Source organism: Acinetobacter sp. 70_2 (assembly GCF_056736115.1).
The window spans coordinates 41,864-58,648 of the sequence record NZ_JBWZIP010000002.1 but is presented as its reverse complement, the minus strand read 5'-3'; the positions used below and the strand labels follow the sequence as shown (position 1 = coordinate 58,648).

14 protein-coding genes are annotated in these 16,785 nt (G+C 32.9%); 1 reads left to right on the top strand and 13 read right to left on the bottom strand.

Annotation, left to right across the window (positions count from 1 at the left end):
* Positions 1-241 precede the first annotated feature (241 nt).
* A complete protein-coding gene (locus AC1PJ9_RS01265) occupies positions 242-1,612 on the top strand; it encodes a phosphohexomutase domain-containing protein (RefSeq protein ID WP_311086689.1) in 1,371 nt (456 codons plus the stop codon).
* A gap of 27 nt (positions 1,613-1,639) precedes the next feature.
* Here AC1PJ9_RS01265 and AC1PJ9_RS01260 read toward each other — a convergent pair whose 3' ends face one another.
* From AC1PJ9_RS01260 to AC1PJ9_RS01200, 13 genes are all read right to left on the bottom strand, one after another.
* On the bottom strand, positions 1,640-3,301 hold the full coding sequence (locus AC1PJ9_RS01260; RefSeq protein WP_311086726.1) for an LTA synthase family protein: 1,662 nt from the start codon (positions 3,299-3,301) through the stop codon (positions 1,640-1,642).
* Positions 3,302-3,552: 251 nt separating this feature from the next.
* Complete coding sequence (locus tag AC1PJ9_RS01255; protein WP_311082289.1) at positions 3,553-4,605, bottom strand: acyltransferase family protein; 1,053 nt, start codon at positions 4,603-4,605, stop codon at positions 3,553-3,555.
* Positions 4,606-4,715: 110 nt separating this feature from the next.
* Positions 4,716-5,741 carry a UDP-glucose 4-epimerase GalE gene (galE, locus tag AC1PJ9_RS01250; RefSeq protein ID WP_311086688.1) on the bottom strand — a complete coding sequence of 342 codons (1,026 nt, stop codon included), beginning with the start codon at positions 5,739-5,741 and terminating at the stop codon, positions 4,716-4,718.
* Positions 5,734-7,404 carry a glucose-6-phosphate isomerase gene (gene pgi / locus AC1PJ9_RS01245; RefSeq protein WP_311086687.1) on the bottom strand — a complete coding sequence of 557 codons (1,671 nt, stop codon included), beginning with the start codon at positions 7,402-7,404 and terminating at the stop codon, positions 5,734-5,736. The genes galE and pgi overlap by 8 nt, the downstream gene beginning before the upstream one ends.
* Positions 7,401-8,663 carry a nucleotide sugar dehydrogenase gene (locus AC1PJ9_RS01240; RefSeq protein WP_002123304.1) on the bottom strand — a complete coding sequence of 421 codons (1,263 nt, stop codon included), beginning with the start codon at positions 8,661-8,663 and terminating at the stop codon, positions 7,401-7,403. Before AC1PJ9_RS01240 ends, pgi begins: the two co-directional genes overlap by 4 nt.
* Positions 8,664-8,777: 114 nt before the next feature.
* Entirely contained in the window at positions 8,778-9,653 is an 876-nt protein-coding gene (gene galU, locus AC1PJ9_RS01235; RefSeq protein WP_187142564.1) for a UTP--glucose-1-phosphate uridylyltransferase GalU, read from the bottom strand.
* Positions 9,654-9,677: 24 nt separating this feature from the next.
* Entirely contained in the window at positions 9,678-10,298 is a 621-nt protein-coding gene (locus tag AC1PJ9_RS01230) for a sugar transferase (RefSeq protein WP_031952051.1), read from the bottom strand.
* Between the two features lie 12 nt (positions 10,299-10,310).
* Positions 10,311-11,138, bottom strand: a complete 828-nt coding sequence (locus tag AC1PJ9_RS01225; protein ID WP_130174171.1) for a glycosyltransferase — start codon at positions 11,136-11,138, stop codon at positions 10,311-10,313.
* 6 nt (positions 11,139-11,144) lie between these two features.
* Positions 11,145-12,179, bottom strand: a complete 1,035-nt coding sequence (locus AC1PJ9_RS01220) for a glycosyltransferase family 4 protein (RefSeq protein ID WP_311086686.1) — start codon at positions 12,177-12,179, stop codon at positions 11,145-11,147.
* Positions 12,180-12,182: 3 nt separating this feature from the next.
* Positions 12,183-13,124, bottom strand: a complete 942-nt coding sequence (locus AC1PJ9_RS01215; RefSeq protein WP_187142566.1) for a glycosyltransferase family 2 protein — start codon at positions 13,122-13,124, stop codon at positions 12,183-12,185.
* Positions 13,125-13,169: 45 nt separating this feature from the next.
* Positions 13,170-14,300, bottom strand: coding sequence for a hypothetical protein (locus AC1PJ9_RS01210; protein WP_311086685.1), 1,131 nt, complete (start codon positions 14,298-14,300; stop codon positions 13,170-13,172).
* 341 nt (positions 14,301-14,641) lie between these two features.
* Entirely contained in the window at positions 14,642-15,529 is an 888-nt protein-coding gene (locus tag AC1PJ9_RS01205) for a glycosyltransferase family 2 protein (protein WP_187142568.1), read from the bottom strand.
* On the bottom strand, positions 15,526-16,785 hold the full coding sequence (locus AC1PJ9_RS01200) for an O-antigen translocase (RefSeq protein WP_311086684.1): 1,260 nt from the start codon (positions 16,783-16,785) through the stop codon (positions 15,526-15,528). The genes AC1PJ9_RS01205 and AC1PJ9_RS01200 overlap by 4 nt, the downstream gene beginning before the upstream one ends.

Below are 16,785 nucleotides of genomic sequence, written 5' to 3'. Positions count from 1 at the left end.
GGTAAGATCAATAATTAAATAATCACTATAATTGGTATGACCAATATGATTAAGTAAAATCAAGTAATTCCTAATTTATAAATTTATTTATTAGACTAAAGTCGTAAAAATCTTTCTTATAAATTTAGATATGAACTAACAAAATGAAGTGAAAAATTTGAATATAAAACTATAAACATACCTGATTCATGATCTATGTATAATGTGCACACAACTCAAACCACATGTATTGAATTGAATAATGACTACTTTAACGTGTTTTAAAGCTTATGATATCCGAGGCAAACTCGGCACCGAATTGAATGAAGAAATCGCCTATAAAATTGGCCGCGCTTACGGACAAATCTATAAACCAAAGACTGTGGTTGTAGGTTGTGATATTCGTCTAAGCAGTGAGGATTTAAAACAAGCAACCATCCGCGGGTTAAATGATGCGGGTGTCAATGTTCTTGATTTAGGCATGACGGGAACTGAAGAAGTTTACTTCGCCGCTTTCCATTTAGATGTGCAAGGTGGTATCGAAGTTACTGCGAGCCACAACCCAATGGACTATAACGGCATGAAATTGGTTCGAGAAAATGCTCGTCCAATTAGTGCCGATACGGGTTTAAAAGAAATTCAGGCTTTAGCAGAAACCAATAACTTTGAAGAAGTTAGTCAAAAAGGTACAACTCAAAGTTATAACATTTTGCCTGAGTTCGTTGATCACCTAATCACCTATATTGAACCAGCAAAAATCCGTCCACTAAAATTAGTGGTAAACGCGGGTAATGGTGCAGCTGGTCACGTGATTGATGCAATCGAAGAAAAATTTAAGGCGCTTAACGTACCTGTTGAATTTATTAAAATTCACCATGAAGCAGATGGTACTTTCCCAAATGGCATTCCTAACCCAATTTTAATTGAAAACCGTGACAGTACTCGAAATGCTGTTCTTGAGCATAAAGCAGATATGGGTATTGCATGGGACGGCGACTTTGACCGCTGTTTCTTATTTGATGAAAAGGGACAGTTCATTGAAGGCTACTATATTGTTGGTCTATTGGCTCAAGCTTTCTTGATTAAACAATCAGGTGAGAAAATTGTGCATGACCCACGTTTAGTGTGGAACACATTTGATATCGTAGATGAGTACAAAGGTGTTGCTGTACAGTCAAAATCTGGTCACGCGTTCATTAAAGACGTTATGCGTGAGAATAATGCTGTATATGGCGGCGAAATGAGTGCCCATCACTATTTCCGTGACTTTGCTTACTGTGACAGCGGTATGATTCCTTGGTTACTTACGGTTGCCCTACTTTCTGAAACAGGACAATCACTTTCAACACTTGTTGAAAATATGATTACCAAGTTTCCTTGTAGCGGTGAAATTAACTTTAAAGTGGCTGATACACAAATCACTATTCAAAAGATTTTTGATTTCTATGCTGCTCAAAACCCAGAAATTGACCGTACCGATGGTGTAAGCCTCGACTTTGGTGCGTGGCGTTTTAATGTCCGTGCTTCAAACACTGAGCCTTTACTACGTCTCAACATTGAAAGCCGTGCAGACCGTCAAGCTCAGCCGATGCAATTTTATGTAGATGAATTGACTGGATTAATTCAGTCTTAATAGAGCTCATCTCAAAGAGATGGAACATTATTGTTCCATCTCTTTTTGGCTATTCTGCATAATTTTATAAGTATGATTATGTCCATCTAATACATCCTTATTTAGATTTTCATAACCTTTCAACAGCGCTTTCTTATCAAAATTACACGTTTGATTTTCATTAATAAATTTTTGGTGAATGGCACTATAACAACTCGAGACATCATCAACAAATTGATAATAATCTGACAAAGGCAACCCTGCCAGCTTTAATAGTTTTGGAGCAACGAAACTTGCAGCAATATAAGGCTGCTTCAAAGGCTTCTTATCTAATTTATAATTGCTCCACACTACAAAAGGTGTCTGGTAATTTTTTAAGTTAGTTCGCTCAGAATCATCTTTAAAAAATCCATAACTCTCATAAACTTCTTGTAGATTCGGCAAATGATCGCCAAAAGCCACTAAAATTGTTGGTCTATCTACCGTCTTTAAATATTCAGCGAGCTCTTTTAACTTTTGGTTAGCACGCGCAGTTCCAGCAGTATAAGTACTTAATTTTTGCTTTTCGGTTTCAGATAATTCTTTGTTAAATTTATAATTTTGCTTACCAAATCGATCATCATTATACGTAGGATGGTTTTCAACAGTAATCGCATAAATAAACTTTGGCTGTTGCTCATTCTCATCTAAAGTCGATTTAATCGAATCAAAAATAAAATCATCTGAAGCCCAGCCTCCTAAATTAAAGACTTTTTTCTGATCTCTTTGAGTGACCATATTTTCAAGTGATATAAATTTCTGAAAACCTAACTGTGGATATACTTTATTACGATTATAATAATAACTGTAGTTATTATGCATAACTACAGTTTGATAGCCGATTGAATTTAAGAAATAAGGCAAAGAATAAATTGGCTTTTTCAATTTAGAAACATATAACAGCTCGTTTGGGAAAAAAGTTGTATTGAGGCTCGTCAGTACTTCAAATTCGACATTCGCAGTACCTCCACCAAAAGAGGGCGACAATAAATTAGAGACTTGATTTTGATGAACAAAAGATAGTAAGTCTTTTGGTAAACCACTTTCTAAATGATGAGCATCCCAAAAAGATTCCTCCATCACTATAACAATATTTGGATATTCCTTCCCACTCTCTTCTAAAGGTTGAGTAGAATGATGTTGCTGCAAAATCTGGTGTATGTCTTGCTCAGATACTTTACGGTTCGGTAATAAAACACTTGTTACATTATCCAATACCTTAGATACGTAAAAAGTTACAAATCCATAATCTTGAATATTCCGATAATCACCATTCCAGTCATTTCTAGTATTTGGAAACTCCTGTAAGCTTGCACAAATTTTCGGTTTATTTTCAGAAAAACAAGCCCCTGTAGGATTTTTAATAAAGTTTAAATAAATTAAACCACTACTGATTAATCCGAAGATAACAATATTGGGAACATATGTATGAAAAGTGGCTTTACTTTCTTTACGTAAAGCAATGAGTAGTATGATAAGAAAGAAAATAATCAAAGTAAAAAAGATAAGTTGTAAGTGCCAAGGAGTAGCCTTCATTGCCTCTGGTAGTAAAAAAATATCTTCAGGGCTTAAATTACTAAATAAATACTGTTGCTTCTTTTTATTAATAAAATTCAAAAATATAACGAATAATTGGCTTAAAAAAATAGCAGCATATTTACGACCAACCACAATAAAAAATAGTTGAATTACCGCATAGTTAAAAAGAATTGAAAAAATAGCCTTTTCTGAAATCAGATGGATATAAAACTTATGCCAAGTCAGGTTCATATCCCACGCAACATATACACCTATACAGGTGGATAAAAAAGCAATAAAGATAAATAACAATTGTTGACGTAGGAAGACCATGACTTTAAGTAAAGTGACAAAGAGCAATGGCGAATACTACCATAAAAGTAATCGCCAAATTAGTAGATCTATCAATTTGCTAGATCTGCCTCCCCGCTCTTTCTTTTCAAAAACCACTTAGCCACGCCTCTTCGCATAAAGAAGCTAATCATTGGCTTCTCAATGAAGCTATAAGATATCCATCCCCATATTAATGCTCCTATTGATAATAAAATAATCATTAATTGTACTGTATTATTATTTATTAAATTTATTTTATTTAAAACAATTACACCTACACCTAGAACAAATGAGTGTGAAAGATAGAGTGAATATGAAGAATCACCTATTCTCAAGAATAAATTAGATAATTTTGTTTCTTTTTTATCAAAAAAACCTTTATTATCTAAAGTTAGCAATAGGCCCATTAATATAAAAGAAGGGAGCCCATAAATAAACAGCCTTTCTGGTATACTATTATTTATTGATAAAGTTATTAGAGCTATACTAGCAAACCCTATTAGGAACCACATATCTCTAGCTTCTCTTCTATAAATTAGAAAATACAATATCATTCCAAATAAAAATTCTAAAATAATAGGATTTGAAAGATAACCCAAATAAAAGGTTTTATATTGGATTAAGCTAGATATTGAAAATGCAGACAAAACAAAACCAGTAAATATATATCTATACTTATTAATTAATAATAATGATATTGCAAACAATAAATAGAAATGGACTTCGTATACTAAAGTCCATGCTACTTGAACAAGATTAACAAATTCTGTATATGGAATTAACAAATATGAGGGTAAAATTTTTGTTGGTGCTGATGCACTTCTATTAATTGACTCTGGACTAATAAGAAATATTAATAAAGCTATAGTCGCATATACATAAAAAATTGGATAAATTCTTACCACTCGTTTATATAAGAAGTCCCCAACTTCTACTTTTTTCCCAAAAGTAATATACATCATGATAAAACCAGAGATAATAAAAAATAAATCTACTCCTCCCGCCCCCCAAGAATAATAATCTTTTTGTTCTACTGCATAATGAACCAATATAGCTCCACTAGCATGATGTAAAACAACAGCAAGAGCTGCCAATCCTCTCAAATATTGAATTGATTTAATCATTTTTTTCCAATTTTTTGAAAAAGTAATAATATTAATGGGACCCATTATTTTTAATAAGCCCCATTAATATATTACGAATACTATCTCTGAAAATATCCTATTAATATTAATTAATTTTTAGTTCTATATCCCTCTGGATTATGCTTCTGCCAATTCCAACTATCTTTTAACATATCTTCCAAACCATATTGCGGTTGCCAACTCAACTCAGCAACAGCACGGGTATTATCTGCAAAAGAAGTCGCCACATCACCTGCTCGGCGTGGTGCGAATTCGAAAGCAACAGATACGCCATTGACCTGTTCAAAGGTATTTTTAACCTGTAATACTGATGAGCCATTACCCGTTCCAATATTCCATGCACGGCACCCTGTTGCTTGTAATCGGTTAGTTAGAGCACATAAATGTGCATTGGCTAAGTCAACGACATGAATATAATCACGTACACCAGTACCATCTACTGTGTCATAGTCATTACCATAAATAGATAATTTTTCACGGCGGCCAACAGCAACTTGTGTAACGTAAGGCATTAAATTATTTGGAATACCTTGTGGATCTTCGCCAATACGCCCACTTTTATGTGCACCTACCGGGTTAAAATAACGAAGTAAAGCAATCGACCATTTAGAATTAGAAACAGACAATTTTTGTAATAATTGCTCAACAATCAATTTAGTATAACCATAATTATTACTTGGCATACCTGTTGGCATTTCTTCATTTAAAGGTGACGTATTCGCTTCATCATATACTGTTGCAGATGAGCTAAACACAAGTGTATAAACACCTGCTTTCTCCATTGATTTAACCAGTTGGATACTACCTGCAATATTATTATCAAAATAAATAAGAGGTTTTTCCTGGCTTTCACCAACTGCTTTCAAACCTGCGAAATGGATCACTGCATCGATTGTATGATTTTGAAATACGCGATCAAGTTCATCTGCATTCCGAATATCTCCCTCTACAAAAGTTAAACTTTTTTGAGTGAGCTCTTGAACTCTATTTAAAGACTCTTCTGAACTATTTGAAAGATTATCAAAAACAATGACTTCATGACCTGCATTCAAAAGCTCTACGCAAGTATGTGAACCAATATAGCCTGCACCACCAGTAACCAGAATTTTAGCCATCTATTTTTCCTAATAAAATTTTAATCAATCCACGTGTTGAAGCATCGAGTGTTGAAAGATCGTTTTGAACACCATTTAAAATCGGGAGTAACTGGTCAGCAATTTGCTTACCTTTTTCCACTCCCCACTGATCAAAGGGATTAATGTTCCAGATTACAGACTGAACAAATACTTTATGTTCATATAAAGCAATCAACATTCCTAAACTATAAGGATTAAGCTCTTTTAAAAGTAATGTTGAACTTGGCTGATTTCCTTCATATTGCTTATAAATAGGCAAACTCTCTAGTTCTTTTGTATCTAGAGCTTCGTTACCAAAAGCCAATAAACGTGATTGCGCCAAACAGTTTGAAAGCGCAAGATGATGCTGTTCAATCAATGCTTCAGCATTTTCTACATAAGTAAAATGATCTGCATTGTAGCGTTGTATAGGTGCAATAAAATCACAACTTACTGCCTGAGTTCCCTGATGGAGTAATTGATAAAAGGCATGTTGAGCATTTGGCCCAACTTCACCCCATACAATTGGGCAAGTATCTAATTCAACTTTTTGTCCTGTTCGTTGTACCGATTTACCATTAGATTCCATTTCGAGCTGTTGCAAATAAGCTGCAAAATATTTTAAACGGCCATCATAAGGTAATACAGCATGGGTCTGAATATTTAAAAAGTTATTATTCCAGACTCCTAATAATGCCATAAGTACAGGTATATTCTGCTCAAAACTTGTATTTTGGAAATGCTCATCAACAGCATGGGCACCAGCTAAAAGCTGTTGGAAACATTCAACCCCAACTGACAATGCGATAGGTAACCCAATACACGACCAAAGAGAATAACGTCCACCAACCCAATCCCAAAGTAATAATTGATTTTCAGGAGCAATCCCCCACTCTGACATTTTGTTAGCTTTTGTAGAAACACCAATAAAATGGCTTTTTACCACCCGTTCGTGTTTCCCTAAAGCTTTCTCAAGCCATTGACGAACAGTTTGTGCATTGGATAAAGTATCAATAGTGCCAAATGACTTCGAAGAAATAATAAATAACGTTGTTTCTGGACGCAGTTGATGAAGCAATTCCGATAACTGGCTACCATCCATTGTTGATACGAAATGAACATTAAGTGGTTTAGCTGTTTTTACTTTAAAATCCGATAATGCATGGGTCACCATTTGAGGCCCTAAATCAGATCCACCTACCCCAATATTAACGACATCCTGAATCACTTCACCCGTAGCACCCCGGTATTGCCCAGCATGGATTTTCTCAACCAAAGCGTACATACGCTGTAATTGGGTATGAACCTGTTTTGTGAGTTCAGGAAATTTAGAATATTCCGATGGTAAACGTAAAGCCCAATGCATTGCAGCACGCTGTTCGGTACAGTTGACTTTGTCTTGGGAAAATAAGCGCTCAATCCAGTGAGTCAATTGTTTAGTTTTTGCTAAAGCCACCAATTGCTCTAACACACTTTTAGTCACACGGTGCTTACTATAATCAAAAACCAGTTGATCGAAGTTTACAGAATATTGCTGAAATCGATCTGGCTCTGATACAAATAATTCTTTTATATGTAAATTTGAATTTTTCTCAACCAAAGAATGAAGCTGCGCGATAGGGGAAACTAGCTCTTTGGGAAACTTCTCGATAGATTTACTCATAATCGACCTACTCCTTCATAAGCAAAACCTTTAGATTTCACATATGCTGGATCATAAATATTACGCCCATCCAAAATAAGAGGATGCTGCATCAATTGTTGTAACTGTTTAAAGTCAGGGCTCCAATACTGCTTCCATGCCGTGACTAAGCATAAAGCATGTGCTCCTTGTGCTGCTTCATATTGATCAGCGCATAAAATCAGGTCTTCTCGGTTGTCATATAAAGCTGCAATTTCATCAAGAGCTTGCGGATCATGTAACCGTACTTTTACACCTTGAGCCCATAAAGCAGCCAATAAGATATGAATAGGTGAGTTATGTGTACTTGGAGTGTTCTCTTTAAATGAAGCTCCCCAAATTGCAACCGTTTTTCCACTCAAGTCACAATGATAATAGTTCCATAATTTACGGAATAAAATTTCTTTTTGTTGTTCATTAATCGCCCACACTTGTTCTAGTAGACGGCTTTTCGCACCTGTTTCAGAAACCGTACTGGAGAGTGTTAAAATATCATGTGAAAAATTTTCACCGCCAAATCCAACACCTGCTGATAAATAAGCTGCGCCAATACGTGTATCTGCAGCAATGCCATGCTTTACATTGGCAATATCAATGCCCAACTTTTCAGCAACTAGAGCAAGATCATTCATGTAGCTAATGCGAGTTGCCAACATGCCTGAAATACTAAGTTTGGTAAATTCGGCATCTAAAATCGGCATAAATAAATATTGATAACTAAAACGGAAGAATGGACGTAATAACTCTTGCATTATGTCTTGAGCATAGCTTGATTCAACACCAACAATGACATGTTTTACATTGAGTACACTATTAATCGCATTACCCTCCTGAATCACGTCAGGAAAATAAATCCACTCGTCTTTAGGTAAATGTTGCTTTAATTTTTCTGTACCATGTAAACCAAAAGTTGAACCATTAACCATTAACCTTGGATGAACAATTGGACGCTCGCTTAACTTCTCAACCGTTTTTAAGGCAAGGTCTATTTGTGTAGGGCTAAAACAAAATAAATAAACTTCAATATCTAAAGGAATTTGAGAAAAAGGACTTTCTGTTAAAAAACCTGCCTTTCTTTGTTTATTTAAATAATGATTAACTTCTTGATCTTGATATGAAAGTACAGATATATTTTCTTCACAGGTGACACTTGTACACCAATAGATCTGATTACCATATTCAGCTAGTAACGCTGCCATTACACCAGCGTGCAAGGTGGTTCCAAATACCGCGATTTTCATTGTACACCTGATTTTAATATTCTATAGAATTCTCTTCCCATTATGGGAAGAGAATATATTGAACAGCTCACATATTCATTATTTTTTACAAATACTTAAGTTGAGCTACAAAATTTATAATTTAAGTTCTTGAATCAACTGTTTAAAATCATTTCCTAATTTAGGATGTTCAACACCATAGTGTAGAACAGCTTTTAAATAACCAAGCTTACTACCACAGTCAAAGGTTTGTCCCTGCATACGATAGGCTTCAACTACATCAGTTTGTTGCAGCATCGCAATTGCATCTGTTAGTTGAATTTCATTACCCGCACCTTTCGGTGTATTTTCGAGTAGTTGCATAATTCTTGCGGGTAAAACGTAGCGACCAACAACAGATAAATTAGACGGTGCAGAACCTACAGCAGGTTTTTCAACAATACCCTGCATAGCAATGCTTTCGCCTTCATTTGGGCTCTGTGCAACATCAACAATACCATATTGATCTACCAAGTGATCAGGCACAGCTTCTACCATTATCTGTGCCGCGTTACTTTCATCATAACGAGAAATCATACGCGATAAATCATTGTGCCCCGAACTATCTTTCACCAATACATCTGGTAATAGCACAGCAAAATCATCTTGTCCTACTACACTTTTCGCACATAAAACAGCATGCCCTAAGCCTAGAGGTTGAGGTTGTCGTACACTCACAACACTCACATGAGAAGGAACAATTTGCGTAATCTCTGCAAGCAAATCCAATTTCTTCTTTTCATTTAATATTGTTTCTAATTCAAAGTTTCGATCAAAATAATTTTCAATCGAAGCTTTTGAAGAGTGAGTCACTAAAATAATCTGTTCAATTCCTGCTTCCACCGCTTCACGCACCACATATTCAATAGCTGGGCGATCAACAACGGTCACCATTTCCTTTGGAATTGACTTACTTGCAGGTAAAAAACGCGTTCCTAAACCGGCTACTGGTAAAACTGCTTTTTTGATCATAAGAAATATTTCAAGATATAAAATTTACTTTACAGATGAGTCGACATTTTCTTGGACGTCATTACCTTTAAATAAAGATGGTCCTACATGTCCTGGTGCATTAATACCTTCGCGTCTTAACATCACTTTAACTGTTTTAAACATGATTTTAAAATCAACCCAAACACTATGATTATCTACATACCAAACGTCACATTTAAACCGTTCTTCATAATCCAGTTCATTACGCCCACTGACCTGAGCTAAACCAGTCATTCCAGGACGGACTTCTAAGCGACGTGCTTGTTCTGGAGAATATAAAGAAACAAAGTCTTTTAACATTGGACGAGGACCCACCACACTCATATCACCTTTTAAGACATTAATAAGCTGTGGCATTTCATCTAAGCTAGTAGAACGCAACTTCTGCCCAAATGGAGTAATACGAGCCTCATCTGGCAATGGATTCCCCTGCGCATCAAAAGCATCCTTCATCGAACGGAACTTAATCATTTTAAATAATTTTCCGTCCTTCCCAGGTCTTTCTTGATAAAAGAATATGGGTGAACCTAAATTTTTACGGACCTTATAAGCAACTATCAGAAATATTGGCGACAGTACGGTTAGAGCTATTAAAGAAATGACTATGTCTACTAAACGTTTCATATTTTCATTCACTCATTTTTTAATATCTTTACGAAGAAAGGTATTATAAATTTTACCTAGCATATTTGCTGGCAACAGTCTAAACGCAGACCGTATCAGAAACAGCATATTAGCATATACAGGATTTTGTAACTTTAGTTGTTTTTTTAAATCTAGTAACTGTTTTTCACTTTTAATATATTGGAAACCTTTTCGTCGTGCGTGCATACCATTACCAACACGAGCATATAGAAGGACGTCAGGTAAGTTCGCAACTTTATAATTATTCCCAATTACACGTAACCATAAGTTGTAGTCTTCCATAAATAAATGATGCTGATAACCTCCGAGAGATAAAATAACATCACGCTTGTACACGACGGTCATATGGTTAAAGGGACAACGTTTTTGTGCAAATTTTTTAATCTCGTCATGTGTTAAAGGCACAGACTTGATTACATCGGCATCAGTAATATCTTGATTAAATTCCATTACTTGAGAACTAAACAAAACAACATCGGGGTTTTGTTTTATGAAAGCAAGTTGTTTTTCAAACCGATCAGATGTACAAATATCATCAGTATCCATACGAAAAACCCAATCAGCACTACACTGTTTTAGCCCTTCATTTAATGCCTTACCAAGCCCTACGTTTTGCGGTAACGCAACTACTTTTAGTTTTTCACCGATTTTAACTTGCCACTCCTGTACAGAAGTTGTGAGTTGCTCACCAATAGGCCCATCTAAAACTAAAACTATTTCACTTGGCTTCAAGCTCTGATTATCCCAAATGCTTTCAAAACACTTTTCTAGATATTCAGGTTTTTCTTTATGATATAGAGATAATAGAACCGAAAACATACAATTTTAACCTTCCAAAACCTTTTCAATCCAAACTTTTAAGATCTGTTCAGGCTGATATTTTTTAGCATTAATCAATGAATTTTGTGAGAATTGCGCCAACATATCTGGAAAGGAAGCAAGTTGTAAAATCGCATCTGCCAATGCCTCAATATTTTGGTTCTCAACCAACAAGCCATTTTTATGATTTTGAATAACATCACTTGGTCCAAAAGGACAATCATAAGAAACAATAGGTAACCCGAAACTCTGCGCCTCTACTAAAACCATAGGTAAACCTTCATATTTAGACGACATTACAAAAAAGTCTGATTGTCTATATACCTCTTGCACATTTGATGTACTTCCTTTCAAAAGAACGCGCTGTAGAGAGTTCTCTTCAATATAATCTTGTAGCATTTTTTTATGTTCACCTTCACCATAAATATTAAGGTGCCACTCTGGTATCATTTGATATATTTTTTTCCAAGCTTTCAATAAATGAAGATAATTTTTCTGATCGGTTAAACGACCTATGGTTACAATTTGTTTACTACTCAGCGGAGATTCTGAGACAATAGGGAAGGGTGAAAAATTGGGAATAACAATAACTTTAGAATGAAATTTATCAAATTGCTTTTTATCCTTTTGAGTTAAGGTAACAACCTGATCAACCCACTTGTAAAAGAATTTACTTAAGACTTGAACTTTTTTAGGACGACTAATAAAAGAGACATGCTCTAATGTAACCAATTTTTTGATTTTAGGTAAAAGAGCACATAATAAAGATAACTTACCCATATTATGTACAATCACCATATCATAAGAATGACGAGAAAGATGTATCTTTAATTTTTTATAAAATTCAAAGAAGTTACCCGAAATTGCTACTACATTTACATTATCAGAAACTGGATAAGCTGTATTACTTTTAATTGATTCTCTATTTAAGAGAGTAATATCATAATTAGCCATGAGTGATAATTTGTTTGCCAGTTCAATAGCAACACGTTCAGTTCCAGATTTGTTCTTTAAGGAATTAATTACAAAAAGAATTTTCATAGCTTAGCCTATCGTAATTATTTTAAAAACCAATCGTTTTAAAAGATATTGCAATTGAAATCTGGATTTCATGACGCATAAGCCTATAAAAAATAACATTTTCAAAAACTTTTTATCAGCCTTTGCCATAAATGCAGATTTTAAAAAAATATTTGACTGATCAAAATCCGCTTTATATTTAGAATATTTTTCTAAATATTGTGAAACATTCAATTCACTAAAATCATCTTTTCCAGTTTTCAGCCTCATCTCATATAGATCAAGCACATAATTTGACATCAATCTCTGATTAAAACCTATTGTAGAGGTAGTATTCCCTTCACGAATACGAACTGAATATTCATGACTATTTAGATTAGTAAAGAGTAAACCTAGTGAATGCATTCTTAATAAAAAATCATAGTCTTCAGCACCAGGAATTTCTCTATATCCTTTAAGTTTAGTATAAACTTCTCGCTTAGCTAACCAAATATGTAGAACTGGCGAAGTATACTTTATTGTTTTATTAATAATATTATCATTGATTGGCATTTCTTGCTTACCAATCATTCTATTATTAGGGTCTATAGTATTAACATGACAACCAACTAAATAATATTGAGGATTTTTTAACAAAAATTCTAACTGTTTTTCTAGTCTTTCTGGCGTACTTATGTCATCGCCATCCATTCTTGCAATAAATTCTCCTTTCGCCTGTTCTAATGCGAAATTTAAAGTTTTTACTATTTTTGAGTTTTTATCATTTTTATAAAGTCTAATTCTTGGATCAATAATAGCTAATTCAGCAACTATATTATATGTGTTATCAGTAGAGCAGTCATCAACTACTATTATTTCAATATTTTTATATGTTTGATTACAAATTGAAAGGACTGCTTCTTTAACAAAAGCCTCAACATTGTAAACCGGAATAAGAATACTTATCAAAGGTTTTGATACTAACATTTAAATTATCCTATCTATGTTTGAGCTTCTAAACACAATTAATATTTAAACTCTTTGTTTAAGATATCTTGTTTCAATGTACATACAAGCTATTAATACAAATAAAAACGGCACATAAGCTGAAAACAAAGAGAATCCGACCACCAGCAAGGGAATATAAATATATGTAATATCTTTCCCTATTTTAAAATATGAATAAACTAAGAAAAATACAAACATTAATGTACCAAGAATTCCAAACTCATAAAATAATGTAATAAATATATTATGAGCAAAGATCCCTCCAGAATAATATAAGAAGTTACTCAATCCAATTCCAAATATTTTATTGACTAGTGGAACTGAATCATAATTATCAATAGCAACAGAAATTAAATAAAATTTACTATTAAAACTACCATCAACATCTACATAACTTGTACCAGACGTATATTTCCCAACCAAGTCAGTAGCAGCATAAAAATAACTAATTAAAAACAAAATAAATATAGGAGTTTTGTATTTACTACCCGACTTAACAAAGAAATATGTGACTATAAATGAAACTATACTAGCTCTAGAAAAAGTAAGAATCAGTAAAATTATTAAAAGAGAAAATCGAATTTTACCAATATTAAAAATATTTTTCTCTTTCAAAAAAACAGCAAACATTAAAAAAAATAAAATGATAAAAGAAACAAAGTTTGAATCAAAATATAACAAACTCCACTTATAATCATAAAATGAACCTGTATGACTTGAATTCACTATTCTCAACAAAAATTCAAGAATCATAAAAAATATTAAAATATTATAAATAAAATTATAAATATAAATTCGACGCGAGACTTCGACTGTAATTCCAGTTGCGACCGTTTGAGCACCGATAAGAATACAATATAAGTAAAGTATTGTAGATAAATAACTTATTTTAGGATCAATATTAGAAAAATAATAACTACCTATTGCGAATAGTATACATGAAATTAAAAAATAACAATAAAATCCAAATTGAAATTTATCTATCTTGGACTTGGAGAATAAAAAAGAGAATAATATTACTGGAAAACCAATAAAGTAAACAGGGTTAACAGGTAATGAGTTCACACTAAAAAATGAACAAAATAATATTAATAAGAAACATAATGAAGCACTAAAACCCCTTATTTTTCTTCTAGGAGATCTTTCATATATCATTACAATATACCTCATTATTTAGAATCTTGCACTTCACTCTATATTACTCACCAATTCTGACATATAACTTCAGTTAAGACGTAACTTTTGCGGTCGAGTATACTTTCAGAATCACTTGATATCGCAAACAGATTAAAGACTGAACTGTGTTAACTAATATTAAAGGAAAATTCACTATCTTTTTAAAAAAAGATAATGAAGTATTTTCAACCTTAATATTAAATTTAAAGTTACCTATTACATTAATAATCAGAGTCAACATTAAATTACCAATTTTTTTAAAAAGTAAAGTATTAACTCCTACTATACTTTTTAAAAAATAATATATATTTAAAAATAAATTATTTCCCATTTTTCTCTATAACTTTTTTTACAAATAATTTTAAAAACCGGATTGGAGACTGGAAAAATAAACTCATAACAACTAAAAATTTATTTTTAGAGGTAAATCTTAAATTCTCCATACTATTTATCCAATGCACTTTAAATAAGGCGTCTTGATACAACTTTTCCTCTTTAAAATAAGATAAAACCTCCAATCTACCTTTATGCATTTTTTCTAATTGCTTTACTGTATTGCTATCATGTTGTCGATATTTTACAAATAAGTTTGGTACAACCAATATATTTCCAATTTTTGACAACTTTAACCACATATACCAATCTTCTATTAGCATTCCCGGTTTATAACCACCAACCTCTTTTATCACTTTAGTCTTAATCAATTGAGTGGGTGCATATAATAAGTGTTGATGCATAAAAATTTGATCAAAATTATAAATTGTATTTTCTTTAATTTCTGAGCTTGCTAATATTTCATTTTTTTCATCAATAAAATATACATTCCCTAAAACAGCTATAATATTTTCTTTATTATTATCTCCAAATAATTGAATTTGATTTTCTATTTTATCTTCTAATAAAATATCATCTGAAGCAATCGCTGCATAATACTCACCTTGACACCACTCTAAGGCTTCATTTAGCGTTGCACTCAAACCTTTATTTGCCCTATGCCTAAATTCAAAACGAACAAATCGTTTTTCACATTTTTCAACCATTTCTTCTATTTTTGAAATAGAATTATCTTTTGAACCATCATCAATAATAATTAATTCAATATTCTGATAAGTTTGACTTATTACACTCTGAATACAGTCCTGAACAAAATTCCCATGGTTATAACAAGGTATAACAACAGAAACTAAAGGTTGATTTTCACCATTCATACTGTATCCTTTTCTTTTAGACTTTTAAAAACACAAATACTCATAACTATCCAATATACGCCATAATTAATTAAGTGAGCTATAGAAACTCCTTTAAATCCAAACATATGAGTACATAGATAAGTTAGCAATATTGAAGTTACTGCAAATAAAATTTCAGTTGTCACAAATAATTTGGTCATAGCCTTACTTAACATTAAATATGCAAGTATCCAGCTACCAATTTTTAAGGAGTCACCTATCATCTGCCAAAAAAACAGATCACGCATAGGTAAAAATGTTTTAGTAAATAGAATAGATATAATCCAGTCTCTAAGAAAATATACAGCTAGACTACCTATAGCAGCCAAAGGAAATATATATTTATATCCCAAGTAAACTTCTGACTTGATTTCCTCAAGTCTTGATAATTCTGAAAGTCTAGGTAAATAATATACGCCCAATGTTGTGGTCACTAACATTAAATATGCTGCACTGAGACGTATCATCGCTTCCCAGTAACCAGCGTATGTTACCCCATACTCGTGTGTTAGGTAGCTTCGAATAACTATCTGAGAAAGTGGAACACAGATAGCACTAACCAAAGCCATAAAAGCAAAAGCTATAAATTTTTTAGCAATAGTTTTATCTATTTTCCCAAATAGATAAGACAATTTAAACCAATCAGCTTTGTAACATAAAAATAAAGTTATTAAGAACGCTAAAGACTGATAAATTGAAAGAGCAACTAAAGCACCATATAAACCATATTTTATCGCTAGAAGACTGGTAACGGCTAAAGAAAAAATACTGCCTACAATATTTGCAATAACTAATCTTAAAACTTCTTTTTTTCCATTTAAAATGGCTAAAAAAAGTGCATTAAAGGTAAATAATGTTAGGAATACGGCAAACCAAACAAAAACCGTTTGATAAAGATCAGTATGAAAAATATAAATTGAAAGTTGTTTTTGAAAAATTAGAATAATTAATGAAAAAATTAAGCTAAAAAGTAAGACAATACTTCCCGCTGTTTTCCATATATTTCGTTGTTTGGTTTCATCTTCATAATACTCAGCCGTATATTTAATAACTGCAGTATTAATTGCACTACCGGCGAAGGTTGTCACCATTTGTATAAAATTTTGGAACTGCCCAATAGCCGCATAACCAGCTGGACCGACATAAATAGCTAAAATCTTATTTAAAATAAACATCGTGGCCGTTTTAATTAAAACAGCCACGCCATTTAGTACACTTGTTTTTAGTAAATTCAT